Source organism: Pseudonocardia autotrophica (genome assembly GCF_003945385.1).
Taxonomy (GTDB): Bacteria; Actinomycetota; Actinomycetes; order Mycobacteriales; family Pseudonocardiaceae; genus Pseudonocardia; species Pseudonocardia autotrophica.
Genome location: NZ_AP018920.1, coordinates 6,432,059 through 6,458,795, shown reverse-complemented (window position 1 = coordinate 6,458,795; position 26,737 = coordinate 6,432,059). Strand labels below are relative to the sequence as shown.

The window sequence follows — 26,737 nt, the reverse complement described above, 5'->3', positions numbered from 1 at the left end:
CTTAGGCGGGATACGCCGGGCACGTGCGCGTCACGATGTGCCCATGACCGTCTCGGTGCTGATGTGCCCGCCCACCCACTTCGCCGTCAGCTATCGGATCAACCCGTGGATGCGCCCGGAGCAGCCGACCGACGCCGTGCTGGCGCTGGCGCAGTGGCGCAACCTGCGCGCGGCCTACCGCGATCTCGGGTTCGACGTGCGTCTGGTCGATCCGTCGCCCGGCCTGCTGGACATGGTCTACGCCGCCAACGGGGGCACGGTGATCGACGGGATCGCGCTCACCGCGCGGTTCCGGCACGCCGAGCGGGCCGCCGAGGGCCCGGCCTACGCCGCCTGGTTCCGGTCGGCGGGCCTCGATGTGCACGATGCGCACCACGTCAACGAGGGCGAGGGCGATCTGCTGCCGGTCGGCGCCACGATCTACGCGGGCAGCGGCTTCCGCACCGACCCGCGCGCGCACGACGAGGCCGCCCGGGTGTTCGGCCGGGAGGTCGTCGGGCTGCGGCTGATCGACCCGCGCTTCTATCACCTGGACACCGCGTTCGCCGTGCTCGACCCGGCCGGTGGCCCCGGCTCGGTGGCCTACCTGCCCTCCGCGTTCGACGACGCGTCCCAGGAGGTGCTGCGGTTCCGCTTCCCGGACGCGGTGATCGTCACCGAGCCGGACGCCGCGGTGCTCGGGCTCAACTGCTTCTCCGACGGTCGCACCGTCGTGCACGCCCCGCAGGCCGAGAAGTTCGCCGCCGAGCTGGCCGAGCGCGGCTTCGGCACGGTCGGGATCGACACCTCCGAGCTGCGCCGCGGCGGCGGCGGGATCAAGTGCGCCACCCTGGAGCTCCGGCGATGACCGCCGTCGAGGGCCTGACGGACGCGCAGATCGCCCTGTCCGACCGGTACGGCGTCGCCACCTACGAGCCGCTGCCCGTGGTGCTGTCCGAGGGGCGCGGCGCCTGGGTCACCGACGTCGACGGCAACCGCTACCTCGACGCGCTCGCCGGTTACTCGGCGCTGAACTTCGGACACCGGCACCCGGCGCTGGTCGCCGCCGCGCACCGCCAGCTCGACACCCTCACGCTGACCGCGCGGGCATTCCACAACGACCGGTTGCCGGGGTTCCAGCGCGATCTCGCCGAGCTCACCGGCACCGACGCGGTGCTCCCGATGAACACCGGCGCCGAGGCGGTCGAGTCCGCGATCAAGGTCGCCAGGGCGTGGGGGTACCGGGTCCGCGGGGTCCCCGACGGTCGGGCCCGGATCGTGGTGGCCGGGGGCAACTTCCACGGCCGGACGACGACCGTCGTCGGCTTCTCCGACGACCGCTCCGCCCGCGAGGGCTTCGGCCCGTTCGCGCCCGGTTTCGATCGCGTCCCGTTCGGCGACGCCGGCGCGCTGGCCGCGGCGCTCACCGACGACACGGTCGCCGTGCTGATCGAGCCGGTACAGGGCGAGGCCGGGGTGATCGTGCCGCCTGGCGGTTATCTCGCGCAGGTGCGCAGGCTGACCGCGCAGCGCGACGTGCTGCTGATCTGCGACGAGATCCAGTGCGGGCTCGGCCGCGCCGGTGCCACCCTGTGCACCGAGCTGTCCGGAGTCCGGGCCGATCTCTACACCCTCGGTAAGGCGCTCGGCGGGGGGATCGTGCCGGTCAGCGCCGTCGTCGGGCGCCGTGACGTGCTCGGCGTGCTGCGTCCAGGGGAGCACGGCTCCACCTTCGGCGGGAACCCGCTCGCCTGTGCGGTCGGTTCCGCGGTGTGCGGGCTGCTGGCCGACGGCTCGTTCCAGGAGCTCGCCCGTGCCCACGGTGCGCACCTGGGGGAGCGGTTGCGCGCACTGCCCGGGCTCACCGCGGTGCGCGGGATCGGGCTCTGGTTCGGCTGTGATGTCGATCCGGCGGTCGGTACCGGTCGGGAGGTGTGCGTGGAGCTGGCCCGGCGCGGGGTGCTGGCGAAGGAGACACACGGTGCCACCGTCCGGCTCGCGCCGCCGCTGGTGATCACCCACGACGAGATCGATCTGCTGGCCGACACCCTGAGGGCGGTGCTCCGGGACCTGTCCGGCTGACGTCCCGTCAGCCCGGCCAGCCCGGCCAGGCCCAGCTCACCAGCACCGCCTGGATCGCGGTGCCCACCAGGAGTGCGACCAGGGCGGGCCACCGGCGTCGTCCGCCGAGCAGGTTCCACCGGGCAGCCAGCAGCGCCGCGGACGCGAGACCGGCCACGGTGCCGGCCGCCGTCGCGACCTGCCAGGTCCGGACGAGGGGACCCGCGGACGGCACCCACTCGGCCGTACCGGTCAGCAGCGGCCACACCGGCAGGAGCGGTCCGGCGACGACGAGCACCAGGGTGATCGCGGCCCACACCGTGCCGAGGGTCCGCAGCGCTCCACCCCGGGTGGAATCCCCGCGTCGCCGCCGCCACCCGGCCCGGACCGCGCTCCCGAGAACCGCGAGCGCCACCAGCACCCCGGTCACGAGCACGGGGCCGACGACGATCCGGTCGGACCACCAGGGGGCCGGCACCAGCGTCTGCTCCAGCATCGCGCGGTCACCGCGCAGCAGGTGCACCTCGCCGCCGCCGGCGCGGACCCCGGCGATGCAGCCGGCCGGATCGCACCACCGGTCGCCCCGGGCCGGGGCGTAGCGCCGGTCCCCGACGACCAGATCGTCACCGTCGCGACCGACGACGACCCGCGACGACAGCGTCCGCAGTGCCCGTTCCGGTCCCCGGTCGGCGAACAGCCGCTCCTGGAAGACCCCCACCGGCTCCGCGGCCTGCGTCTGCTCCGGCCAGGGGCCCGGCAGCGGCTCGTACCCGTGCGGCGGGCGTTCCCGGGCCTCGGCCCGTCCGGACGCCACCGCCCAGCCGGCGACCTCGTCCACCACCCCCGGCGCGAACGGCATGGCGTCGGCACCGTCGGTCGGGACGGCGGCGAACACCCCGATCCCGGACTCGGGGAGCACCGCTGCCCAGGCGACCCCGTTCGCGCCGGCGTGCTCGACGACGCGCACACCCGCACGGTGCGCCTCGAAGAACGCCTGGGTGTGGCCGGGGCCGCCGTGCGGTGGGCGGACCGCGGTGGCCAGCGCCTCGGACACGACCGGAGCCGGGATCCGGCCGTCGTCGGCGACCAGGGCGTGCAGCAGCGCCGCGGCGTCGTCGGCGGACCAGGTCAGCCCGGCCGCCGGGCGTTCGTGCACGGCGGGCCACGGCGCGGGGGCCCAGCCGTCGCCGTCCGCGATCACCGGGACGACGGCCTCCGATGCGGGATCGGCCGGGAAGTCCGCGGTCGTCGCGCCGGCCGGACGCAGCACCAGGGCGCGGGCCGCCTCGGCGAACGGCAGCCCGGTCGCCCGCTCGATCGCCGCACCGAGCAACGCGTGGCCCGCGAGCGACGAGTAGTGCAGGCCGGTACCGGCCGGGCGGTCGAGCACGGGTGGCTGCTGCTGGAGCCACGGCCCGAGCAGCGGGGCGACGTCGCCGGGCCCGGCCGGTGGATCGGGGTGCATCAGGAGCGGCTCGGTCAACCCGGAGTGGTGGGTCAGCAGGTGTCTGCCGGTGACCGGGGTGCGCGCCCCCGGATCGCGCCGGTCGACCGGCGCGACACCGGTGGACGTCGGTATCCCGGCGTCGAGATCGAGGACGCCGTCGTGGTGCAGCCGCAACGCCGTCAGCGCGGTCACCACCTTCGACACCGACGCGACCGGCAGCGGCGACTCGGTGGTCAACGGAGCAGGGGCCGACGGAACAGGGGCCGACGGGTCAGGGGTCGCCGGAGCAGGGCTGCCGGTGTCCCCCCACGCCCGGACGAGCAACGGACCGTCGGCGTCCACGACGGCCACCACCGCGCCCGGTGTGCTGCGCCCGACGTGGGCAGCGGCGAGCCGCTCGATGCGCCCCGCCAGATCGCCGGCGTCCACGGCAGCGGTCGGCCTGCCGGTCGCCCCGGCCGCCCCGGTCGCGGCGAGAGCCGGGAGCGCGGCACCGACGACCGGCACGGCGAGCAGGACGGTGACGAGCAGCGCGCCGGTGAGCGCTCCGCTGGTCCATCGGCGCACGGGCACTCCTGCCGGTCGGGGAACGCGACAGTCACGACAGCGCGGTCCGGTCAGCAGAGCTGTTCGGACGGCAGCACGGTTCGGAGAGCAGCGCGGGTCGGCCGAACGCTACCGACGGAACGTGCGGGTGGACACGTTCGGTGTGCGGCGTGCGGACCTCACCGCGCGCGGGTGGCAGGCTGGACCCATGCCGACCCTCGTACTGTTGCGCCACGGCCAGAGCGACTGGAACGCGAAGAACCTGTTCACCGGCTGGGTGGACGTGCCGCTGTCCCCGCAGGGTGAGGCGGAGGCCCGCCGCGGCGGTGAGCTGCTGAAGGAGGCAGGCGTCGCCCCGGACGTCGTGCACACCTCGCTGCTGCGCCGCGCGATCTCCACCGCGAACCTGGCGCTGGACGCCGCCGACCGGCACTGGATCCCGGTGCACCGCGACTGGCGGCTCAACGAGCGCCACTACGGAGCCCTGCAGGGCAAGGACAAGCGCCAGACGCTGGACGAGTACGGCGAGGAGCAGTTCATGCTCTGGCGCCGCTCCTACGACACCCCGCCGCCGCCCATCGAGAAGGGCTCCGAGTTCTCCCAGGACGCCGACCCGCGCTACGCCGGCGTCGACGCGCCGCTGACCGAGTGCCTCGCCGACGTCGTCGACCGGTTCCTGCCGTACTGGACCGAGGCCGTCGCGCCCGACCTGCGCGACGGCAAGGTCGTGCTGCTCGCCGCGCACGGCAACTCGCTGCGCGCGCTGGTGAAGTACCTCGACGGGATCTCCGACGCCGACATCGCCGGTCTCAACATCCCCACCGGCATCCCGCTGGTCTACGACCTCGACGAGGCACTGGCGCCGACCACGCCCGGTGGGCGCTACCTCGATCCGGAGGCGGCCCGGGCGGCGATCGCGGGGGTCGCGAACCAGGGCCGGTGAGGCCCCGGCCGTGAACCGGCGGTGAACGCGGGCCGAACACTGTCGCCCGGGTGGGTCGCGGGCGTCACCTTCGCGGGTCCGCGCTGGCCAGTGGGCACCCCCGCTTGCCTACCATGCAGCCGTGACCACGCTCGCGTGGCTGATCGCGGCCGCCGCGCTCGGCCTGGGCCTGCTGGCCGGGGCCGCGCTCGCGCGACGGTCGTCGTCCGGCCGCCCCGACCACGACACCGACCCGGTTCTCCGCACACGGGATGCGGAGCCGGGTGGCCCGACGCTCGGTGAGCTGTTGCACCGCACCTTCCGGGCGTCGTCGTCGGGGCTCGCTGTGGTCGGCGCCGGTGGCGAGGTGCTGTTGCACAACCCGCGCGCCGAGGCACTCGGCGCCGTCGCCGACGATCGGCTCGACCCACGGGCATGGGCGGCCAGCCAGCGGGTGCTGGCCGGTGACCGGCTGGTCGAGGTCGATCTCTCGCCGCTGGACCGCACGCCGCGCGGGCCGGTCGAGGTACAGGCCAGGATCCGGCAGCTGGGCGACGGCTTCGTGCTGGTCGAGGCGGTCGACACGTCCGAGATAGCGCGGCTGGAGGCCACCCGCCGGGACTTCGTCGCGAACGTCAGCCACGAGCTGAAGACCCCGGTCGGTGCGGTCGCGCTGCTGGCCGAGGCGCTGCTCGACTCGCTGGACGGGCTGGAGCCGGCCGCGGGTTACGGCGAGGACGCCGCCGAGGTCCGCCGGTTCGGGGAGAAGCTGCTCCGCGAGGCGACCCGGATGGGCAACCTGGTGTCCGAGCTGATCGCGCTCTCCCGGCTCACCGGGGCCGAGCGGCTGCCCGAGCTCGCCGAGGTCGACGTCGACGACGTCGTCGGCGAGGCACTCGCCCGCAGCCGCAACTCGGCCGAGTCGCACGGGGTCGAGATCATCGCCGACCCGCGGTCCGGACTGGTCGTCGACGGGGACCGGACGTTGCTGGTCACCGCACTGACCAATCTCGTCGAGAACGCGATCGCCTACTCACCGGCCGACTCCTCGGTGTCGGTGAGCAGGCGCGCGGTCGACGGCTCGGTCGAGATCGCCGTCACCGACCGCGGGATCGGTATCGCCCCCGAGCACCAGCAGCGGGTATTCGAACGCTTCTTCCGGGTCGACCCGGCCCGGTCCCGGGCCACCGGTGGGACCGGGCTCGGCCTGGCGATCGTCAAGCACGTCTGCGCCAACCACGGCGGCGAGGTGCGGCTGTGGAGCCGCCCCGGCACCGGATCGACCTTCACCGTGCGGCTGCCCGCCCGGCTCGGGTTCGCCGGTGCGGAACCCGCCCCCCAGACCGCGACAACCGGAGGATGAGATGACCAGGGTGCTGATCGTGGAGGACGAGGAGTCCTTCGCCGACCCGCTCGCGTTCATGCTGCGCAAGGAGGGCTTCACCACGGCCGTCGCGGTGAACGGCAACGACGCGCTGTCCGAGTTCGACCGCAACGGCGCCGACATCGTGCTGCTGGACCTGATGCTCCCCGGGATGAGCGGCACCGACGTCTGCAAGGCGCTGCGCTCCCGCTCCGCCGTCCCGGTGATCATGGTGACCGCCCGGGACAGCGAGATCGACAAGGTGGTCGGGCTGGAGCTGGGCGCCGACGACTACGTCACCAAGCCGTACTCGGCGCGCGAGCTGATCGCCCGGGTGCGCGCCGTGCTCCGGCGTGGCGGCGAGGGTGCCGGGGAGACCGAGGGCGGCAGCGGGGTGCTGGAGTCCGGTCCGGTCCGGATGGACGTCGAGCGGCACGTCGTGTCGGTGAACGGCGACGACGTCGCGCTCCCGCTCAAGGAGTTCGACCTGCTCGAGTACCTGCTCCGCAACGTCGGCCGGGTGCTCACCAGGGCCCAGCTGATCGACCGGGTGTGGGGCGCCGACTACGTCGGCGACACCAAGACCCTCGACGTCCACGTGAAGCGGCTGCGCTCCAAGGTCGAGGACGATCCCTCGGCCCCGAAGCACCTGGTGACGGTGCGCGGCCTCGGGTACAAGTTCGACGTGTAACGGCACCGGGTCATGGGGTTGCCCGGGGGTCGATAACGGCTCGGTAACCTGTGCGCGTGCGACTGGCCGTCCTCGACGTGGGATCCAACACCGTGCATCTCCTGGTGGTGGACGCCCATCGTGGTGCCCACCCCAAGCCGATGTCCTCCGACAAGGACCAGCTCCGGCTGGCCGAGCACCTCGATCGCGGGGGTGCGCTGAGCAAGGAGGGGGTCAAGGCGCTGCTGGAGAGCGTGCACCGGGCCCGGGACACCGCGCGTGAGGCGGGCTGCGACGACCTGATGGCGTTCGCCACCTCCGCGCTGCGCGACGCCACCAACTCGGCCGAGGTGCTGGCGAAGGTGCAGCGGGAGACCGGCGTCGCGCTGGAGGTCCTGCCCGGTGAGGACGAGGCCCGCTGGACCTTCTTCGCCGTCCGCCGCTGGTGCGGCTGGTCCGCCGGGCGGCTGCTGGTGCTCGACATCGGCGGCGGGTCGCTGGAGATGGCCGTCGGCCGCGACGAGACCCCGGACGTCGCCGCGTCGCTGCCGCTGGGCGCCGGCAGGCTGACCCGCGACGCGTTCACCGCCGATCCGCCGCCGCGGGCCGAGGTGGCGGCGCTGACCGAGCGGGTCCGCGACGAGATCGCCCCGGTCGCCGCGCGGCTGCGTGAGGCGGGCCGGCCGGACCGGGCCGTCGGGACGTCGAAGACCTTCCGGACACTCGCCCGGCTCGCCGGGGCGGCGCCGTCCAGCGCCGGGCCCCGCGCGCACCGCACCCTCACCTCGCTCGGGCTGCGTCAGCTGTCCGCGTTCGTGACCCGGATGTCCGGGCCGGATCTCGCCGAGCTGGACGGGGTGAGCGCCAGCCGGGCGCACCAGCTGGTGGCCGGGGCGGTCGTCGCCCAGGCCGCGATGGACGCGCTCGGTGTCACCGAGCTCGACATCTGCCCGTGGGCGTTGCGCGAGGGTGTAATCCTGCGTCGCTTCGACATGCTCGACGGAACGAACGGGGACGACCGCTCGGCGCAGACTTCCGGGGGCGGACTTGGACCCTTGACAACACACAGGGCACGGTGGTCGTGATGAGTGTGGACAGCGCGGGATTCGGAGAGCCGCGCCAGCGGACGGTTGCCGAGCTGCTGGCGGCGAACGGCGGCTCCCAGAGTGGGCGCCGCCGCCGTCGCCGTGCCTCGGAGGACGACGAGCCGGGCGGCGCCCCGGCACCGGGGCCGGGAGGCGGCGCGCCCGCGGCACCCCCCGAGCAGGGGCCGCCACGTGGCCCCGCGGGCGGGGACCGGATGCGTCCGCCCGCGCCGCTCGCCGAGCACCCGTCGTTCCCGTCCGCCCGCCGGCCCGATCAGGCGGAGGGTCACGGCCGGCCGGGCGCCCCCGGCGGCCGGCGCGGCGAGCCGTTCGTGCCCAACGGGAACGCACCCAACGGGAGCCACCGCGGCCCGGCCAACGGCGCCGGCCCGGACGGGCATCCGCCGCAGGCCTTCGCCCCGGGGAACCGGCCGAACGGCCACCCGCCCGAGGTGCACCGTGGCGGTCCGCCGCCCGGATACGGCGGTCCGAACGGCGCCGGCCGCCCCGACGAGGCGTACGGCCGCCCCGGCCGCCCGGACGACGGCCCGCCCCAGCAGCCCGGCCGCCCCGGCCGGCCGGCCGACGGTGCCCCGCAGGCCTACGCCGCCCGTCCCGGCGATGGCTCGGATTCCTACCCCGACTCCTACGCTGACTCCTACGGCGGCTACCCGGACGAGATCCCGACCAGCAGGCTGGGTGCCCGCCGCCCGGCCACCGACACCGACGACGACGGCGGCCCGCCCACCCAGTTCGGCGCGCCCCCGCTCGACGACGGCCCGCCGACCGGCGCCTACGACCCGTTCGTCGACGACCGGGACGACGCCTTCGACGGTGGCCGCACCGGCGTGCTCGCCCCGGAACGCCGGGACCTGTGGGACGACGCCCCCGAGGAGCACGACCCGCAGTCGTCCGAGCACGACGACCCGGGCGACGAGCCGGACGACGGCGCCCCGCGCGGCCGCCGCGGCAGGCGCCGCGATCCCGAGGAGCACGACGACCTCGACGGCGCCCAGCCGCCGGCCGGTCTGGACGACGCGGCCGCCGCGGGAGCGGCGGGCACCGGCCAGGCCTGGGCGGTCGTCATCGCGCAGTGGATCGGCGGTGCGGTCGCCGGCGCCGCGATCTGGGTGCTGTTCCGGTTCCTCTGGTTCTCGTTCCCGATCGTCGCGCTGGCCTCCGCCGTGGTGCTCACCGTCGGGCTGGTGCTCGGCGTGCGGGCCCTGCTGCGCAACGACGACCTCAAGACCACCCTGTTCGCGGTCCTCGTCGGCCTGCTGCTGACGGTGTCCCCGGCGCTCCTGGTGCTGTTGGACAGGTAACGATGAGCGACGGAGAGGCGACTCCACGGATTGTGGCACCGTCTTTCCGTCTGCCCGCACCCGCCGACTCCTCCATCCCTCCGGTCCTGCTGTCCACCGCGTCGGTCTATCCGGAGGGTGTCGCAGCGGCCTTCGAGATCGCCGCCGATCTGCACTACGACGGCGTCGAGCTGATGATCTGGACCGACCCGGTCAGTCAGGACCCGCGCGCCGTCGAGCGCCTCGTCCAGCGGCACGGAGTCCCGGTCACGGCGGTGCACGCGCCGTGCCTGGCCGTCACCCAGCGGGTGTGGGGGGCCGATCCGGTGCACCGGCTCCGCCGCACCGTCGAGGTCGCGGCGCGGCTCGGCGCCCGGACCGTCGTGGTGCACCCGCCGTTCCGCTGGCAGCGCCGTTACGCGGGGGTGTTCGCCGACGAAGTCGCCCGGGCGAAGGAGTTCCGCGGGGTCACGCTGCCGGTGGAGAACATGTTCCCGGTGACCCGCGGCGGGATCAGCACGGTCCCCTACGCGCTCGGCCACGACCCGACCGATATCGGGTTCGGCGCCTACACCCTCGATCTCTCGCACACCGCCGCCGCAGGCGTGGACGCGCTCGCCCTGCTCGACCGGATGGGCGACGACCTCACCCACCTGCACCTGACCGACGGCTCGGGCGCCCCGAAGGACGAGCACCTGGTCCCCGGGCGGGGCGCGCAGCCGTGCGCCGAGGTCTGCCAGCGGCTCGCCGACAACGGATTCGCCGATCGCGGCGGCACGGTCGCGCTCGAGGTGTCGACCCGGCGCTGCCGGACCCGGCAGGATCGGGTCGGGCTGCTCGCCGAGTCGCTGCTGTTCGCCCGCCTGCACCTGGCGCAGACCGGCCGTCCGGCGCCGGTCGCGGCCGGTAGTCGCTGAGATCTCCTTACTCGTCGGTAACCGGCGGGTTAGCCTGGTCGCCATGAGCAGCTCCACGCTCCGCACCGGACGCCCCTTCGCCGAGGCCCGGGTGCTGGACGATCTCGGTGACGGCCGGTTCCGCGCACGCCTCGACGAGGTCTGGGCGGTCGGCACCAAGGCCTTCGGCGGGCTGCTGATGGTGCTGATGGCGCAGGCCGCACTGGCCCGGCTCCGGGCCGATCTCCCGGCCGGTGCCCCCGATCCCGATCCGCTCGCCGTGTCGGTGGACTTCCTGCGGGCTCCCGACCTGGGGCCGGTCGAGCTGACGGCGACCCCGCTCAAGATCGGGCGCACGATCTCGTCGGTCGCGGTGCGGCTGGAGCAGAACGACAGGCTGATGCTGCACGCCACCGTCACCGCGGGCGTGCTGCCCGACGGCGAGCCGAGCTGGGAGACCGCCGCCGAGCTCGGCCCCGAGCCGGACGCCGATGCGCTGGACCCGGCACAGGCACAGGGCGAGGCCCGCGGGCTCGCCGCTGCCTGCGACCTGCGGTACCCGGCGACGGCGCTGCCGTTCCTGCGGGGCGAGACCGGACCGCCGGAGATGGCGGGCTGGGTGCGGCCGCGCGGCGAGGAGCCGGACGTACTGTTCGCGCTGCTCGCCGGTGACATCCTGCCGCCGACCGTGTTCAACCTCGGCGGGGGGCCCGGCTGGGCGCCGACGGTGCAGCTCACCGCGCTGCTGCGGGGCCGCCCGGCGCCGGGCTGGCTGCGGGTGGTCTCCCGGTCCCGGACGGTCGCGGGCAGCCAGTTCGACGAGGACGTCACGGTCGTCGACGCGCGTGGACGGACCGTCTGCCAGGCCCGTCAGCTCGCACTGGCGCCGCTGGGGCGCTGACGGCGGCGCCTAGGGTGCTGCCCATGAGTTCGAGGATCGCGGTACTGGGTGGCGGGCGGATCGGCGAGGCGCTGCTCGGCGGGTTGCTGGCGGCCGGGCGGGAACCGGGCGACCTGGTCGTCGCGGAGAAGTTCCCGGCCCGCGCCGAGGAGCTGTCCGGGGCGCTCGGGATCACGGCCGCTCCGGTGGCGGACGCGGTCCGCGGGGCCGCGACGGTGGTCGTCGCCGTCAAGCCGCAGGACGTCGTCGGGCTGCTCGGCGAGGTCGCCCCGGTGCTCGAACCGGGCGCGCTGGTGGTGTCGCTGTGCGCCGGGCTGCCGACCTCGCTGTTCGAGGGGGCGCTGCCGGGCGGGACCCCGGTCGTGCGGGTCATGCCGAACACCCCGATGCTGCTCGGTGCGGCGATGTGCGCGATCTCCGCGGGCGCCCACGCCGGCGACGAGCATCTCGCCGAGACCGAGGCCCTGCTCGGGACGGTCGGCGCGGTGCTGCGGATCGACGAGTCGAAGCAGGACATCGCCACCGCGGTCTCCGGTTCCGGTCCGGCCTACTTCTTCCTGGTCGCCGAGGCGATGATCGAGGCCGGGGTCGCGCTCGGCCTGACCCGGCCGGCGGCCACCGAGCTGACGGTGCAGACCGCGCTCGGTGCGGCCCGGATGCTGCGCGAGACCGGCGAGCACCCCGCGGTGCTCCGGGAGAACGTCACCTCCCCGGCCGGGACGACCGCGGCCGCGCTGCGCGAGCTGGAGCGGCACGGGATCCGGTCCGCCTTCGCCGACGCGGTCACCGCCGCGCACGACCGTTCCGTAGAGCTCGGCCGCAGCTGACCCTCCCCGACCGGGCCGACCTGCCGACCTGCAGGGCCGGCTGGCCGTCCGGGCCGAGGAAGCCGATTGCCCTCCGTATTCGCCCGATCAGCGCATCGGATGACGCAATGACACCCTGGCGCGCCGAGATGTGCCACGATTGGGCCACCCTCTGGCGGACCGATCGTCACAGCCGTCCCGGTAGACTGCATGCGCATCCCCCACCACCGGGCGTCCGGGGGCCCTTGTCGGGGGAGGAAGGCGGTGCTCGATGGTGGCGGAACGATCCGAGCCTCTGCGTCCGGCCCAGGTCCAGTTCCTGACCGTGGCCGAGGTCGCCTCGATGATGCGGGTGTCCAAGATGACCGTGTACCGGCTCGTGCACTCGGGCGAGCTGCCCGCTGCCCGGGTCGGCCGGTCGTTCCGGGTGCCGCAGCGAGCCGTGGAGGACTACCTCCGCAACGCGTACTTCGACGCGGGCTGAGTAGTCCCCCGTCCGGAGGGCGGTACCGGCCCCGGTAGACTGACGAACCGGCTGCCGACTCCCACCGGTCGCCCGTCCTGCGTGCGTATGCGTGGGCGGCCCGCTTCGAGGCCACCCGGTGGTGCGGTCGCGGGCGATCTGCGTCGATACAGGAGGAGCACCTATGGGCTCGGTCATCAAGAAGCGCCGCAAGCGGATGTCGAAGAAGAAGCACCGCAAGCTGCTGCGCAAGACCCGGGTGCAGCGCCGCAAGCTCGGCAAGTGACTCGCGCACCGGCCGCGTGCCCGCTACGGCGGGTACGCGGCCGGTGTCGTTGTGCGGTCTGATTCACCCACACGTCACACGTTTCGCATGCGCCGGCGAGTGCCCCGGACGGCGAGTCGGACTACCATCGGCCCCCGGCCCGGGAGATCGGTCGGAGCAGCGACGATGCTCGCCCGGCCCGGGGATCCGGGTCCGCCCGCCTGCCTGCACCGTCCGCCGCCGCCGTCGTCGTCGTGTGCAGCAGGCTCCGCCCGAGCCGGCACGCCCCAGCCGGCACCGCCCGGTGAGGTCCAGGGAGGTCGCTCCATGTCCCAGCCGACTCCGAACGTCGTGCTGGTCACCGGTGTGAGCGGGTTCCTCGGCGGACATCTCGCCGCCCGGCTGGCGGCGAACCCGGACATCGACCGGGTGCTCGGCGTCGACACCGTCCCGCCGCCACGCGACCTGCTGCGGCGGATGGGCCGGGCCGAGTTCGTCCGCGCGGACATCCGCAACCCGTTGATCTCGAAGGTCATCTCCACCGCAGGCGTCGACACCGTCGTGCACGCGTCGCTCTCCGCCAGCCCGGCGTCGTCGGGCGGACGGGCGACGATGAAGGAGATGAACGTCATCGGCACGATGCAGCTGCTCGCCGCGTGCCAGAAGGCGTCGACGGTGCGGCGGGTCGTGCTGAAGTCGACGACCGCGGTGTACGGCTCCAGCCCGCGCGATCCCGCCGTCTTCGACGAGGCGACCGGGCCGAAGGACCTGCCGTCCGGCGGCTATGCGAAGGACGCCGCCGAGATCGAGGGGTACCTGCGCGGTTTCAGCCGGCGCCGGCCCGATGTCACGACCACCGTGCTGCGGTTCGCCAACTTCATCGGGCCCCGGATCGACACCGTCCTGAGCCGCTACTTCGCGCTCCCCGTGGTGCCGACCGTGCTCGGCTACGACGCCCGGATGCAGCTGCTGCACGAGGAGGACGGGCTGGCCGTGCTGGAGCGCGCGGCGACCCACGAGCTCCCCGGCGTCTACAACGTCGCCGCACACGGGGTGCTGATGCTGTCGCAGGCGATCCGGCGGGCCGGGAAGATCGCCGTCCCGGTGCCCAGCACCGCGGTCAGCCCGGTCAGCCGGGTGCTGCGCGGCGCCCGGGTGGTGGACTTCTCACCGGAGCAGATGCGGTTCCTGAACTTCGGCCGGGTGGTGGAGCTGCGCCGGCTGATCGACGACTTCGGTTTCGAACCGCGCTGGACCACGACCCAGGCGTTCGACGACTTCGTGCGCGGCAAGGCCCTGCGGCCGGTGCTCGGGCAGGAACGGATCGCCACCGTCGAGCGCGGGCTGCTCGGCCTGGCCAGAGCGTTGCGCTGATCGTGTGGGCGGAGCGGACGACGTGCGCGGGCGGCGTGACAGGACAGGGAGCAACGGCATGACCGAGGCACGGGTGATCCCGATCAGGGGCGAGCGCGGCCCGGCCCGGGCGGCGCGCGGCGAGGAGCAGGTGCGACCGGCCGCCGTCCCGCCGGTACCGGAGACCGACGACGCCGAGGACCAGCCCGCCTGGGAGGCCGCGCTCGAGCAGGCGCTGGACTTCCTGCGTCGCCGGCTCGCCGGGGACTACCAGGTCGACGACTTCGGCTTCGACGCCGAGCTGACCGACGCGATGGTGCTGCCCGCGCTGCGCCCGCTCTACAAGCGCTGGTTCCGGGTGGAGACGATCGGCACCCACCACATCCCGGAGACCGGCGGGGCGCTGCTGGTCGCCAACCACTCCGGGACGCTGCCGCTGGACGCGGTGATGACGACCGTCGCCGTACACGACGACCACCCCGCACACCGCCACCTGCGCCTGCTCGGCGCCGACCTGATGTTCCGGCTGCCGGTCTCCGGCTCGCTGGCCCGCAAGTCCGGGGCGACCCTGGCCTGCAACCCGGACGCCGAGCGCCTGATGAGCTCCGGCGAGGTGGTCGCGGTGTTCCCGGAGGGCTTCAAGGGCATCGGCAAGCCGTTCCGCGACCGCTACAAGCTGCAGCGCTTCGGGCGCGGCGGGTTCGTGTCGGCCGCGCTGCGGACCGGCGTCCCGATCATCCCGTGCTCGATCGTCGGCGCCGAGGAGATCTACCCGAAGATCGGTGATCTGGCCCCGCTGGCCCGGCTGTTCGGCGCCCCCTACTTCCCGATCACCCCGACCTTCCCGCTGCTCGGCCCGGCGGGGCTGATCCCGCTGCCGTCGAAGTGGTACATCGAGTTCGGCGAGCCGATCCCGACCGATCGGCACTCGCCGGCCGACGCCGACGACCCGATGCTGGTCTTCAACCTGACCGACCAGGTGCGGGAGACCATCCAGCACACCCTGTACCGGCTGCTGTCCCAGCGCCGGAACGTGTTCCTGGGCTGACCGGGTGACCGATCGGCATCGGCCCGGCCCGCTGCGCTGGCTGTTCTACGCGGTGGGCGGGTCGCTCCCGGCCCGGTACCGGACCTGGGTGCTGCACGACACCACCTGCCGGACCTGGCACCTGCGCCACTTCGGCCGGACCGTGGTGATGCTGAGCGTGCTCTCGGTGCCGCTGATGCTGCTGGTCCCCGGGCCGCTGTGGCTGCGGCTGACCGCGGTCCTGCTCGGCTGGCTGGTGTCGCTGCAGTACGCGCTGTTCGTGATGGAGGAGTCGGTGGAGAACCGGGTGGTGAAGGCGGGCTACCCGGCCGGGACCGCCCGGGCCACCCGCGCCGAGGCGACGGCCGGGGAACGCGCGGAGGCGGCCCGCCGCTACGCGCAGCGCTACCGCGGCGACAGCTGACCCGGCGGGCCGGTACGCGCGTCTCGTGGGCCGCGCGGTGTCAGCGCTTGCGGTAGGCCATCCCGGCGGCGACCGCTCCGGCCAGCGCACCGGCACCCAGTACCGACGGCACGCCGATCCGGGCCGCCTTGCGCCCGGTACGGAAGTCGCGGATCTGCCAGCTCCGGGCCTTCGCGACGTCCCGGAGCTCCGAGTCCGGGTTCACCGCGACCGCGGTGCCGACCGCCGAGAGCATCGGGACGTCGTTCACCGAGTCCGAGTACGCGGTGCAGCGGCGCAGATCCAGGCCCTCGGAGGCGGCCAGCGCGCGGACCGCGTGGGCCTTCGCCGGGCCGTGCAGGATCTCGCCGACCAGGCGACCGGTGTAGAGCCCGTCCTCGGACTCGGCGACGGTCCCCAGTGCACCGGTCAGGCCGAGCCTGCGGGCGATGATCCGGGCGAGCTCGACCGGGGTCGCGGTGACCAGCCAGACCCGCTGGCCTGCGTCGAGGTGCATCTGGGCCAGCGCCCGGGTGCCGGCCCAGATCCGGTCGGCCATCAGCTCGTCGTAGATCTCCTCGCCGAGCGCGACCACCTCGGCGACCGGGCGCCCCGCGACGAACGACAGCGCGGTGTCCCGGTGCCCGGCGATACCGCCCTTGTCCTCGCGGCCCCCGATCCGGAACTTGAGCTGCTGCCAGGCGAACCCGGCCAGGTCGGAGGTGGTGAAGAACTTGCGGGCCGCGAGTCCACGGGCGAAGTGGAAGATCGACGCGCCGACCATCATCGTGTTGTCGACGTCGAAGAACGCGGCCGCGGTCAGGTCCGGCGGCGGGGCATCGGCATCCGGCGGTTGCTGATCCGCGCTCTCCGCCGCGATCGCCGCGGCGGCCGAGGCCTGGCCGGCACGCTGGGCCGGATCGAGGGCGGTCGCGCGTTCGAGTACGCCGGGCTCCTCGGCCAGCCCGGTCTCGCCACCGGTGCCGGTGGCGTCGACCCGAACCTCGTCGGGAACGGACCCGGGATCACTCACCACGGCGGCCTTCCTGATACGACGGCATCACGCGCCCCGCGGTACCCGGGCGCGGTCCCAGCCTACTGGTGGAACAGCGGAGCGGGCCCGGCCCGGCGGTGAGACGCCGGGACCGGACCCGCACGGGGGTGCCTCGGATCTCAGCCGATCGTCACCGGGCCGAGGCCGGGCAGCAACGGCGGGATCGTGATCGGCGGCAGCAGCCGGTCGTCCGACGGGGTCGACGACGAGCTCTCCGACGGCGACGAGCTGCTCGGCGAGCTGCTCGTCGACGGGCCGGAACCACCGAGCAGCGGCAGGCCGCTGTTCGGCTCACTGCTACCGCTGCCGGTGCTGGTCGGCGCCTCGGAGGTTCCGCTCCCGGGGCTCGACGTCTCCGGCTCGGTCGTCTCCGAGCTGGGTGCGCCGCTGCCGGAGGATGCGCCGGCGCCGTCCGGGGTGGCGGTCGCCGACTGGCGGGATGCGCCCGGAGCGGTACCGCTGCCGGTGCGGCACTCGCCGGGAACCGGGCCCAGGTCGTCGACCGTGCCGCCGCTGTCGGCGATGCAGCCGGTGTTCGCGCGCAGTGCCTCGGCCCTGGCGAGTACCCGGTCGAGCAGCTGGATCGCCTCGGCCGTCTCGGGACGGCTCTCGGCGGGCAGCTGCTCCTGCAGGCCGGTGATCCGGCCGGACTGGGCCGCGGCCCAGGTGCGCAGCTCCGCGAGCCGGGCCGCGTCGGACCCCTCGGCGCCGGCACCGGTCAGCATCAGCCTGCTGCCGGTGCTGGTGGCCCGGTCGAAGTCCTTCATGGCGGCGGCGACCGCGTTCGGCGACGGCGGCGTCGCCCGGGCGATCAGGTTCTCCAGCTCGTCCACCCGGGAGCGGGCGAGATCGAGCTGCCGGTCGGCCTCGGCCTGCTCGCCGACGGTGAAGACCCCGCCGACGCTTTCGCTGGCCCGCTTCACGCCGTACATGGCGTCACCGGGCAGCGCGTCCCGGCTGACCGTCGAGGTGACCCCGGCGATCACCGCGAGCGCGGCGAAACCGCCGACGATCACGCCGAAGCGCTTGCGCACGCTCGGCCTGCGCCGGTCCAGCATCCGCGGCGGCCGGCTGGTCTCGTCCCGGCCGGGTCCCGCGTCGGTGTCCCGGGCGGGGCCGGGCGCGGCGCCCGCGACCTGCTCGGGGTGATCGGGATGGTGGGTCGGAAGGACGTGCCGCCCGCGGCGCGGCCGCGTCTGGCGGGTGCCGGGGTCGTCGGACTCCGGCTGGTGCTCACCCGCCGAGCGGCGGGTCGAGACGGCCTCGTGGTCCAGGTCGTCGGCGATCGGCGGGCCGATCGGCGCGGTCAGGTCGGACCGGTCCAGGTGGTCCACCCGGTCCCCGGGGCGCCCGCCGAACGGGGACGCGGGGCCGGGCTGCTGGCCGACACCCTCCTGCGCCAGCACCTCGAACAGCCGCTGCCGCATCCGGGCCGAGGCGTGCGGGTCCGGTGAGAGGTCACGACGCGAGCGGTCCAGCGCGGCGGAGAGCGCGATCTCGTGCGCCAGCTCCTCCGACGCGGGCGCGCCCGCCGGGGCCCGGTCGACGTCGTCCCCGCCCCGGTGCCTGTCGTCCCATGCCCTCGGCATGCCGCCCGTCCTCACTGCAGTCTCGCGCTGCTCGTCGGCGCGTTCACAGCGCGCTGGTCTGCACAACGACCGACCGGCGCGGAGGTTACGGGGTCCAGACCGTTCACCGCATCGAGTAGTGCGTTCACCGCAGTGATCTGCGTCTGCTCTCCCGTTGCGGCTGTTCGGGCCGCATAGGCGCTCATCGCAGTCCGTCCGGGAGCAGCTGGGCCAGGCGGCGCACCGCCCGGTGCTGCAGGGCCTTCACCGCACCCTCGTTGCGGTCCATGAGCTCGGCGGTCTCGGCGACCGAGAGCCCGCGCAGGAAGCGGTACTGGATGCACTCGCGCTGATCGGGGTTCAGCTTGGCGATCGAGGCCAGCAGCTCGTCGTTGGTCGCCATGTCGAGGACCTGCTGCTCGGGGCCGCTGGTCGCCGGCGAGTGGTCGGCGATCTCCGAGGTGGTCTGCTCCAGCCGGTACCGGCTGGACTTCACGTAGTCGAAGATCAGGTTCCGGGCGATGGTGACGAACCAGGCGCCGATGTCACGGCCCTGGTAGCTGACCGAGGAGATCCGGCGGAGCGCACGGACGAAGGTCTCCTGGGTGACGTCCTCGGCGAAGGAGCGGTCGCCCATCCGGAACAGCACGTACCGGAAGACGACGTCGTGGTAGCGCTCGTACAGCTCGCCGAACGCGGCCGCGTCGCCCGCCTGGCAGGCCTCGACCAGCGCCCAGGAGCTGTTGGCGTCCTCCACGGCGCGGGCGGCCTCGTCGGCCGGGTCCTGCTCCGGCCGCGGCAGCCCCTGCGAGATCTGCGGTGCCCGCCGCGGTGACGGCATCTCCTGCTCGGTCCGGCCCGGGTGGCCCGGACGGGTGGCGGTGCCGCTCGTGTGATTGGCGGCCGGTCCGGCCGGGTAGTCGGCGGACCGGGAGTCGTGCGGGGGAGCGTCGAGGGGAGCGGACGCGATCGGCCCCGTCGGCGCGGACGGTGCAGAGGTCGCTGAAGTCACGGACACCTCCCCGTCCGGCTGGGGGCGGACGGCGTCGGGTCGGTCTCGAGCGGGATCGGGGGCCCGGTCGGGACGGACGGCTGGGTCGGGCGAATGGACGTGCTCTGCGGAACGTGGGGGGACGTTCTCGGGGCGTTCTCGGGGGCGGAACAGCCGCTGCGGTCGCATCGGCCGGGTCATGGATCCCGGTGATCCGGTCGCGGGACCGCCCGACGGGCGGCGCGGCACGGGGTACCCCGCGCCGTGCGGCGCGGCAGGCGCAGCGGGGCGCTGGCGACGAGCTGCATGCCACTCCCTCGGGTGAGTCGCGCGACGAACCGGCGGTTCACGCGTTGAACCTCGTGTAGCGGCGGAGCATAAACGTTGAGGCGGTGGCGCAATGCACTCGCCGCCTTTCACCGCGCCCCGTTCCGTCGAGCGGCCTGTTGGGCGCGGTCAGTGAACTGTTAGCTCAGCGTGTCCGAATCGACACGGTCCGTATGCGCGACGAGCGGTGCCGCCGCCGGGCGGTGTCCGGTCCCGGGGTTTGCCAGACTGGGTGACGTCGCGCACCGAGGAGGAAGACGTCCCGTGTCGAGTTCCCGTCCCGCACCAGCCCATCTCGCGGACCTGGTCTCCCGCAACGCAACCGAGCGCCCCGGACACGACGCCGTCCGTGATCTCTCCGGTGCCGCCCCGCTGACCCTGAGCTGGGCGGCCCTGGACGCAGCGGTCAGCGCGGAGGCCGCCCGGCTGCGGGCGGCCGGGGTGCGCCCCGGTGACCGGGTCGCGATCGGCCTGCCGGACGGCGCGGCCTACTGCGTCGCGGTGTTCGGCGCGTTGCGTGCGGATGCGATCGCGGTGCCGTTCGGCACCGGATCGGTGACCCGCGAGCTGGAGATCGTGTTCGAGCAGGCCGCACCGGTGGTCGTCGTCGCGGCGGCCGGTGACCGGGTCGCCGCGGGCTGCGCGCAGGGCTGCGGTGCCCGGCTGCTGCCGCCGCCGGACCCGGCGGCACCCGCGCCGGACGCCCCGGCCACGGGCGGGCCGGCCGATCCGGAGCGGGTCGCGCTGATCGTCTTCACCTCCGGGACCACCGGGCGGCCCCGCGGGGTACAGCTGACGCACCGCGCGCTGCTGGCGAACCGGGCGCAGGCGGCCGAGCTGCGGCCGGCCCCGGTGAACGGGGTCGACCGGGTGCTGCTGGCGCTGCCGCTCTACCACGTCTACGGGTTCGCGGCGGGATTGCTGCAGGTCTGCTGGATGGGCGCGACGGTCGTCCTGCCCGGCCCGTTCGACCCGGAACGGCTGCTGGCGACGGTGGTCGAGGAACGGGTGAGCGTGATCGCCGCGGTGCCGTCGCTGTTCCGTTCGTTGCTGGACCTGCGTGACGCCCCGGCCGAGGGCCCCGATCGGCTCCGCTCGGCGATGGGCGGGGTGCGGTTGTGCACCTCCGGCGGGGCGCCGCTGCCGTCGTCCTGGCTGGCGGACTTCCGGGGCGCGACCGGTCTGGAGCTGCACGAGGGCTACGGCCTGTCCGAGGGTGGCCCGGTGATCACGACCAACGACCTCGGCCGGCCGGCGAAGCCCGGATCGGTCGGGCGGCCGCTGCCCGGGATCGAGCTGCGGCTGGTCGACGCCGCCGGCCGTCCGCTCAGCGAACCCGAGCCGGAGCCCGAGCCCGACGAGCTCGAACTCGAGGTCGGCTCCGAGCCCGACGACGACACCGGGCTGATCGCGCTGCGCGGCCCCAACCTCTTCTCCGGCTACTGGCCGGACGGCTCCGGCGGGCCGGACGCCGACGGCTGGTTCACCACCGCCGACGTCGGCTACCTCGACGCCGACGGCGACCTGTTCCTGGTGGACCGTTCGTCGGACCTGGTCATCGTGAACGGGTTCAACGTCTATCCGCGCGAGATCGAGCAGGTCGTCGCCGAGCTGGACGCGGTCGCCGAGGTCGCGGTCGTCGGGGTGCCCGACGACCGCACCGGCGAGGCGGTGAAGGCCGTCGTGGTGGCGGTCCCGGGGGCCGGGCTGACCGTCGAGCAGGTCGACGAGCACTGCGCCGCCCGGCTGGCCCGGTTCAAGCGGCCCACGGTCGTGGCCTTCGCCGACGAGCTGCCGCGGACACCGACCGGCAAGATCGCCCGCCGGACACTGGCGCGGATGTGAGCGCCCGCGTGCGGCTGCTGACCCGGGCCGGCTGCCACCTCTGCGAGGAGGCCGCCGAGGTGCTGCGCCGGGTGTGCGCCGAGACCGGCACCGGATGGGACGTGCTGGACGTCGACTCCGATCCCGACCTGCGCGCCGAGTACGGCGACCAGGTCCCGGTGGTGCTGCTCGACGGGCGGGAGCACGACTCCTTCCGGGTCGACGAGGCGAGACTGCGGGCCGACCTGGCCGCCGGATGAGCCGGGGATGACGGCGGCGGCCCCGGCGGCGCGTCCCGGCCGGCTGCGCGCGACGTCGGCCGCCGTCGCCGCGGCCGCGCTCGGCGTCGGTGCCGGGCAGCTCGTCGCGTTGCTGACCGGGCCGGGTACCGGGCCGGTGGACGCGGTCGCCGGGCGGGTGGTCGCGCTGACCCCACCCGCGATCGCCGGGTTCGCGACGGTCGGGATGGGCCTGGGCAGCCGGGCGACCGTCGTCGCCGGGGTGCTGATCGTGCTGCTGGTCGCGGTCGCCGGGGCCGGGGCGCTGTCCGGGCGCTCGGACCGGCCGGGGACCGGCGGGCTGGTGGTGCTCGGCCTGCTGGCGGTGCTCGCGGCCGGGACGGGTGCCGGTGCCGGACCGCTGGACGTGCTGCCGGGGATCGTCGCGCTGGTCGCCGGGGTGAGCGTGTTCCGCAGGCTGCACCGCCTCGCCGCCCGGATCCCGGCCGGCCCGGTGCTGCCCGACGGGCGGCCGCTGCGCGAGTCGCTGACCCGTCGCCGGTTCCTGCGGGCGGCCGGCCTGGCCGGTGCGGGTGGGGCCGCCGCGGTGGCGGGCGCCGGGCTGCTCGCCCCGCGGCTGCCGTCCGGCCGGATCGGGCCGGCCCGGGACGCGCTCACCGCGCGGCTGCGGGCACTCGCCGCGGCGGGCCGGATCCCGCCTGCCCCGGCGGTGCCGGCCGGGGCGCAGTTCCCCGGCGGGACCGCGTTCGCGACGCCGGCCGCGGACTTCTACCGGATCGACACCGCCCTGCGGGTGCCCGCGGTGGATCCGGCGACGTGGGCGCTGCGGGTGCACGGGATGGTCGGCCGCGAGCTGCGGCTGACCCTCGACGACCTGCTGGAACGACAGCTCGTCGAACGCTGGGTGACGCTGTCCTGCGTCTCCAACGAGGTCGGCGGTGACCTGGTGTCGACCACCCGCTTCACCGGCGTCGAGCTGGCGCCGCTGCTCGCCGCGGCGTCCCCGGATCCGGCCGCCGATCAGCTGCTGTCGACGTCGGTCGACGGCTGGACGGCGGGCAGCCCCGCGTCGCTGGTGCTGGACCCGGCGGCCGGTGCGCTGCTCGCGGTGGCGATGGACGGCGAGGCGCTGCCGGTCGAGCACGGCTTCCCGGTGCGGATCGTGGTGCCCGGCCTCTACGGCTACGTCTCGGCGACCAAGTGGGTCACCGACATCGAGTTCACGACGTTCGCCGCGCGCGCCGACTACTGGCGGGTGCGCGGCTGGGCGCCGCCCGGGCCCACCGAGACGGCGTCCCGGATCGACTCGCCGGGGGCCTTCGCGAGCCTCCCGGCCGGCCGGGTCGTGGTCACCGGGGCGGCCTGGGCGGTGCCGCGCGGGATCTCCCGGGTGGAGGTCGGCGTCGGGGCCCCCGAGGGCGCCGGATGGGTGGAGGCCGAGCTCGGCCCGGTCCCGGCGGGCGGGGCGACCTGGCGGATGTGGCGGGCCGAGCTGGACCTGCCCGCGGGCGGGCACACGATCGTCTGCCGGGCGACCGATGGCGAGGGGATCGTGCAGACCGCGCAGCAGCGCTCGCCGCTCCCGGGGGCGGCGACCGGCCTGCCCGCGCGGCCGATCACCGTGACCTGACCTGTGCCGAGAGCTGTGTCACCCCCGAGCGGACCACCCGGGCCCGGGGTGTCACGGGCGCCGACGTCTCCGACCTCGCACGGTGAGCGGTTCGTGCCGGTCGATCACCGGTAGCTCCAGGTGAGCGGCCGCATCGAGCACGATCCGGACCAAGATCGCAACTTTGTGCGGGCCTTCACAAGCGGCTACCGTGGATTTTCGTCGCCCGGCCCGGTGACCTCGCGCCATCGGGCCTGCCCGAGCGCGCACCGTCCGGTCGTCGTACCGGCCGGGCCGTGGTCCGGGCTCGGCGACCGTGCTCCTGCGTTGCAGGGGTGCGGCCAGCACATTCTCGACCGGAGCACGATCAGTTTCGATGACCGACCGTCCGCGGACAACCCCCCGTGTACCGGACGAGCGCCGGAACGGCACCGCGCCCCGCCCGCCCGAGACCGACGCCGGAGGAGGAAGGCCCGTGAGTCTGCGGCCCGACACCGGTGCTCCGTCCGGCGCCGAGGCCGACGGTGAACGCCCGGTGCGCCCGGTTCCCGAGGCCACCGTCTCCCGGCTCGCCGTCTACCTGCGGGTGCTCGGCGAGCTGCGTGAGCAGGGCGTCGAGACGGTCTCCTCCGAGGAGCTCGCGGGTGCGTCCGGGGTCAACTCGGCGAAGCTCCGCAAGGACCTCTCCTACCTGGGCTCCTACGGCGTCCGCGGGGTCGGCTACGACGTCACCTCGCTGCAGGGCAGGTTGCAGGGCGAGCTCGGTATGGACCACCGGCAGTCGGTCGGCCTGGTCGGGGTGGGCAACCTCGGCCAGGCGCTCGCCGGGTACGCCGGGTTCGCCGGCCGCGGGTTCCCGGTCAGCGCCCTGTTCGACGTCGAGCCCGATCTGGTCGGCATCGAGATCAACGGCATCCGGGTCCGGCACGTCCGCGAGATCCCCGAGGTGTGTGCCGCCCACGGCGTCACGATCGGGATGATCGCGACCCCCGGACCGGCCGCGCAGAACGTCTGCGACCTGCTCGTCGAGGGCGGCGTGCAGTCCATTCTCAACTTCGCTCCGGTACTGCTTCAGGTGCCGGACGACGTCGAGGTCCGCAAGGTCGACCTGTCGGTCGAGCTCCAGGTCCTCGCGTTCCACGTGGCCCGGCGGCACATCGCCGGCGACGTGGCGATCCCGGCGGACACCCCCGACGGGGCCGCCGGCGCAACGGGCGAGACGAACGGATCGGTGGTGTCCCCGCGATGAGCGTCCTCGTGGTCGGCCTGTCGCACCGCAGCGCGCCGGTCGAGGTGCTGGAGCGCCTCGCGGTGGCGCCGGGCGACGTGCCCAAACTACTCGAGGAGATGCTCGATCGAGCGCACGTCGAAGAGGCGGTACTGCTCTCGACCTGCAACCGGATCGAGGTCTGTGCGGTCGTGGACGCGTTCCACGGCGGCCTCGGCGACGTCACCGACGTGCTCGGCAGCTATGCCGGGTTCCCGATCGGTGAGCTGTCGGACCATCTCTTCGTGCACTACGCCGGCTCGGCAGTCCAGCACATGTTCCAGCTGGCGGCGGGCCTGGACTCGATGGTCGTGGGGGAGTCGCAGATCCTCGGCCAGCTCCGCGGGGCCTACGCCACCGCGGACGAGTCCGGCTCGGTCGGCAAGGTGCTGCACGAGCTGGTGCAGCAGGCGCTGCGGGTCGGGAAGCGGGTGCACGCCGGAACCGGGATCGACGAGGCGGGCGCCTCGATCGTCTCCGAGGCGCTGCGTGACGCCGATCGCGAGCTCGGCGGCACCGGTCTGGACGGGGCGCGTGCCGTCGTCGTCGGGGCCGGCGCGATGGGCGCGCTCGCGGCGGCGCACCTGCGCCGTGCCGGGGCGTCCGAGATCGTCGTGCTGAACCGGTCGGCCGAGGGCGCCGAGCGGCTCGCGGAGAAGGTGCGCGAGCAGGGCACCGCGGCGCGTACGGCGCCGCTGGACTCGTTGACCGACGAGCTGCGCTCGGCGGACCTGCTGCTGGCCTGCACCGGGGCGATCGGGCACGTGGTGCACGCCGACCCGGTCGCCGAGGCGCTGTCCGGCGGGCGGTCGCGGCCGCTGGTCGTCTGTGACCTGGGGCTCCCGCGCGACGTCGATCCGGCGGTGGGTGAGCTGCCCGGCGTCCGGATGGTCGACCTGGTGACCCTGCAGCGCAGGCTGCTCGACGTCTCCGACGACGCCGCCGGTGGCTCGATCGCGCTGGCCCACCGGATGGTCGAGGCGGAGGCCCAGCAGTACCTGGCCGGGCAGCGCTCGGCCGAGGTCACCCCGACCGTGACGGCGCTGCGCCGGCGCGCCTCCGAGGTCGTCGACGCCGAGCTCCTGCGCCTGGACTCGCGCCTGCCCGACCTGGACGGGCGGGTCCGTGAGGAGCTCTCGCGGACCGTCCGCCGGGTCGTCGACAAGCTGTTGCACACCCCGACGGTGCAGGTCAAGCGCCTGGCCGAGGGGCCGGACGGGGACAGCTACGCCGCCGCGCTGCGCACCCTGTTCGAACTCGACCCGCAGGCGGCCGCCGCGGTCGCCGCCCCGGTCCGCGGCACCGACGCGACCGTGGACGGCACCGACGTCACGGCCGCGCTGAACGCCCCGCTCGACCGCACGCCGTCGATCGGGTCCCGTCCCCCGGAGCAGATCTCGTGAGCGTTCTGAAGATCGGGACGCGCCCGTCGAAGCTGGCGGTCGCGCAGTCCACCACGATCGCCGACCGGCTGATCGCCGCCGGGCACCCGTGCGAGCTGGTCACGATCTCCACCAGTGGTGACCGCTCGTCGGCGCCGATCCCGCAGCTCGGGGTCGGGGTGTTCGTGTCCCAGCTGCGCGACGCGCTGTACGCCGGCGAGATCGACGTGGCCGTGCACTCGTACAAGGACCTGCCGAGCGCGCAGCCCGACGGGTTGACGGTCGCGGCCGTCCCGGTGCGTGAGGACGTCCGGGATGCGCTGGTCGGCAACGGCCGGGTGCTGGGGGAGCTGGGCCGTGGGGCCAGGGTCGGGACCGGGTCGCCGCGCCGTACCGCGCAGCTGAACGCGCTCGGCCAGGGGCTCGAGGTGGTGCCGATCCGGGGGAACGTGGACACCCGGATCGGGAAGGTCCGGTCCGGTGAGCTGGACGCGGTGGTCATCGCCGCGGCCGGGCTGCGCAGGCTGGGCCGCATCGACGAGGCGGACGAGCTGATCGATCCGCTGCAGATTCTGCCGGCACCCGCTCAGGGGGCGCTCTCCGTCGAGTGCCGTTCCGGCGACACCGATCTGATCGCGGTGCTGGCCGGGGTGCTCGACGACGCGGCCGTCCGGGTCGCCGTCACTGCCGAGCGGGCGGTGCTGGCCGGGCTGGACGCGCGCTGCGACACCCCGGTCGGGGCGCTGGCCGAGGTCGTCTCCGATCTCGACGACGACGGCCGGGCGGTGGACCGGCTGTCCCTGCGCGGAGCGCTGGGGATCGGGGACATCGGGGTGGGCGACGTGGTACGCGCGTCGGCCACCGGAGACATGGACGACGCAGAGAAGCTCGGGGCCGCGGTCGCGCACGAGCTTCTCGACCTGGGAGCCGAGGACCTGCCCCCCGCAGGTGCCGGTGGTCCCGCAAACCGCTGATTCGGGAGTTTCTT

General features: G+C 74.5%; 25 protein-coding genes. 21 read left to right on the top strand and 4 right to left on the bottom strand.

The annotated features are described in order from the left end of the window. The first annotated feature begins 43 nt into the window (after positions 1-43). Positions 44-847: a dimethylargininase gene (gene ddaH / locus Pdca_RS30045; protein WP_085910606.1), complete on the top strand. Its 804-nt coding sequence runs from the start codon at positions 44-46 to the stop codon at positions 845-847. Further along, entirely contained in the window at positions 844-2,061 is a 1,218-nt protein-coding gene (rocD, locus tag Pdca_RS30040; protein WP_085910607.1) for an ornithine--oxo-acid transaminase, read from the top strand. Before ddaH ends, rocD begins: the two co-directional genes overlap by 4 nt. Positions 2,062-2,068: 7 nt before the next feature. Here the strand turns inward: rocD and Pdca_RS30035 are convergent, their stop codons facing one another. Further along, positions 2,069-4,054, bottom strand: coding sequence for a serine hydrolase domain-containing protein (locus Pdca_RS30035; protein ID WP_125911617.1), 1,986 nt, complete (start codon positions 4,052-4,054; stop codon positions 2,069-2,071). 187 nt (positions 4,055-4,241) lie between these two features. Here Pdca_RS30035 and Pdca_RS30030 point away from each other — a divergent pair, with 187 nt between their 5' ends. The 13 genes from Pdca_RS30030 (at position 4,242) to Pdca_RS29970 (ending at position 15,509) form a co-directional block, all read left to right on the top strand. Further along, the gene (locus Pdca_RS30030; protein ID WP_085910714.1) at positions 4,242-4,976 is read left to right on the top strand and encodes a phosphoglyceromutase; all 735 of its coding nucleotides are present in this window, start codon (positions 4,242-4,244) and stop codon (positions 4,974-4,976) included. Positions 4,977-5,097: 121 nt separating this feature from the next. Next, the gene (locus Pdca_RS30025; RefSeq protein WP_197719845.1) at positions 5,098-6,318 is read left to right on the top strand and encodes a sensor histidine kinase; all 1,221 of its coding nucleotides are present in this window, start codon (positions 5,098-5,100) and stop codon (positions 6,316-6,318) included. A 1-nt stretch (position 6,319) separates the two neighbouring features. Then, entirely contained in the window at positions 6,320-7,009 is a 690-nt protein-coding gene (locus Pdca_RS30020) for a response regulator transcription factor (protein WP_085910609.1), read from the top strand. A 56-nt stretch (positions 7,010-7,065) separates the two neighbouring features. Continuing rightward, positions 7,066-8,073 carry a Ppx/GppA family phosphatase gene (locus tag Pdca_RS30015; RefSeq protein WP_085910716.1) on the top strand — a complete coding sequence of 336 codons (1,008 nt, stop codon included), beginning with the start codon at positions 7,066-7,068 and terminating at the stop codon, positions 8,071-8,073. Beyond that, the gene (locus Pdca_RS30010; protein ID WP_125911616.1) at positions 8,073-9,395 is read left to right on the top strand and encodes a Yip1 family protein; all 1,323 of its coding nucleotides are present in this window, start codon (positions 8,073-8,075) and stop codon (positions 9,393-9,395) included. Before Pdca_RS30015 ends, Pdca_RS30010 begins: the two co-directional genes overlap by 1 nt. Before the next feature lie 32 nt (positions 9,396-9,427). Next, positions 9,428-10,291, top strand: a complete 864-nt coding sequence (locus Pdca_RS30005; RefSeq protein ID WP_232021279.1) for a sugar phosphate isomerase/epimerase family protein — start codon at positions 9,428-9,430, stop codon at positions 10,289-10,291. Positions 10,292-10,334: 43 nt separating this feature from the next. Continuing rightward, on the top strand, positions 10,335-11,171 hold the full coding sequence (locus tag Pdca_RS30000) for a thioesterase family protein (protein WP_085910612.1): 837 nt from the start codon (positions 10,335-10,337) through the stop codon (positions 11,169-11,171). A 23-nt stretch (positions 11,172-11,194) separates the two neighbouring features. Further along, positions 11,195-11,998 carry a pyrroline-5-carboxylate reductase gene (proC, locus tag Pdca_RS29995; RefSeq protein ID WP_085910613.1) on the top strand — a complete coding sequence of 268 codons (804 nt, stop codon included), beginning with the start codon at positions 11,195-11,197 and terminating at the stop codon, positions 11,996-11,998. A 250-nt stretch (positions 11,999-12,248) separates the two neighbouring features. Then, a complete protein-coding gene (locus Pdca_RS29990; RefSeq protein ID WP_085910614.1) occupies positions 12,249-12,461 on the top strand; it encodes a helix-turn-helix domain-containing protein in 213 nt (70 codons plus the stop codon). 163 nt (positions 12,462-12,624) lie between these two features. Then, a complete protein-coding gene (locus tag Pdca_RS29985; protein WP_010241351.1) occupies positions 12,625-12,726 on the top strand; it encodes a 30S ribosomal protein bS22 in 102 nt (33 codons plus the stop codon). A gap of 306 nt (positions 12,727-13,032) precedes the next feature. Beyond that, on the top strand, positions 13,033-14,079 hold the full coding sequence (locus Pdca_RS29980) for an NAD-dependent epimerase/dehydratase family protein (protein ID WP_085910615.1): 1,047 nt from the start codon (positions 13,033-13,035) through the stop codon (positions 14,077-14,079). 58 nt (positions 14,080-14,137) lie between these two features. After that, entirely contained in the window at positions 14,138-15,106 is a 969-nt protein-coding gene (locus Pdca_RS29975) for a lysophospholipid acyltransferase family protein (protein ID WP_085910616.1), read from the top strand. Between the two features lie 4 nt (positions 15,107-15,110). After that, a complete protein-coding gene (locus Pdca_RS29970) occupies positions 15,111-15,509 on the top strand; it encodes a DUF5313 family protein (protein ID WP_085910617.1) in 399 nt (132 codons plus the stop codon). Between the two features lie 40 nt (positions 15,510-15,549). On the opposite strand, the gene Pdca_RS29965 is transcribed toward Pdca_RS29970, so the two are convergent. The 3 genes from Pdca_RS29965 to Pdca_RS29955 all read right to left on the bottom strand — a co-directional run bounded on the left by Pdca_RS29965 (position 15,550) and on the right by Pdca_RS29955 (position 18,951). Further along, entirely contained in the window at positions 15,550-16,452 is a 903-nt protein-coding gene (locus tag Pdca_RS29965) for an HAD family hydrolase (RefSeq protein ID WP_085910717.1), read from the bottom strand. Positions 16,453-16,661: 209 nt separating this feature from the next. Beyond that, complete coding sequence (locus Pdca_RS29960) at positions 16,662-18,131, bottom strand: DUF5667 domain-containing protein (protein ID WP_085910618.1); 1,470 nt, start codon at positions 18,129-18,131, stop codon at positions 16,662-16,664. Between the two features lie 181 nt (positions 18,132-18,312). Next, the gene (locus tag Pdca_RS29955) at positions 18,313-18,951 is read right to left on the bottom strand and encodes a sigma-70 family RNA polymerase sigma factor (protein ID WP_085910718.1); all 639 of its coding nucleotides are present in this window, start codon (positions 18,949-18,951) and stop codon (positions 18,313-18,315) included. A gap of 741 nt (positions 18,952-19,692) precedes the next feature. Between Pdca_RS29955 and Pdca_RS29950 the strand changes: the two genes are divergently transcribed. From Pdca_RS29950 to hemC, 6 genes are all read left to right on the top strand, one after another. Then, positions 19,693-21,273 carry a class I adenylate-forming enzyme family protein gene (locus Pdca_RS29950; RefSeq protein ID WP_174824262.1) on the top strand — a complete coding sequence of 527 codons (1,581 nt, stop codon included), beginning with the start codon at positions 19,693-19,695 and terminating at the stop codon, positions 21,271-21,273. After that, positions 21,270-21,512, top strand: a complete 243-nt coding sequence (locus tag Pdca_RS29945; protein WP_085910619.1) for a glutaredoxin family protein — start codon at positions 21,270-21,272, stop codon at positions 21,510-21,512. The genes Pdca_RS29950 and Pdca_RS29945 overlap by 4 nt, the downstream gene beginning before the upstream one ends. A 7-nt stretch (positions 21,513-21,519) precedes the next feature. After that, complete coding sequence (locus tag Pdca_RS29940; protein WP_085910620.1) at positions 21,520-23,121, top strand: molybdopterin-dependent oxidoreductase; 1,602 nt, start codon at positions 21,520-21,522, stop codon at positions 23,119-23,121. Between the two features lie 454 nt (positions 23,122-23,575). Continuing rightward, positions 23,576-24,349, top strand: coding sequence for a redox-sensing transcriptional repressor Rex (locus tag Pdca_RS29935; RefSeq protein WP_232021278.1), 774 nt, complete (start codon positions 23,576-23,578; stop codon positions 24,347-24,349). Further along, entirely contained in the window at positions 24,346-25,770 is a 1,425-nt protein-coding gene (locus Pdca_RS29930) for a glutamyl-tRNA reductase (protein WP_085910622.1), read from the top strand. The genes Pdca_RS29935 and Pdca_RS29930 overlap by 4 nt, the downstream gene beginning before the upstream one ends. After that, a complete protein-coding gene (hemC, locus tag Pdca_RS29925) occupies positions 25,767-26,723 on the top strand; it encodes a hydroxymethylbilane synthase (RefSeq protein ID WP_085910623.1) in 957 nt (318 codons plus the stop codon). The genes Pdca_RS29930 and hemC overlap by 4 nt, the downstream gene beginning before the upstream one ends. Positions 26,724-26,737: the final 14 nt, after the last annotated feature.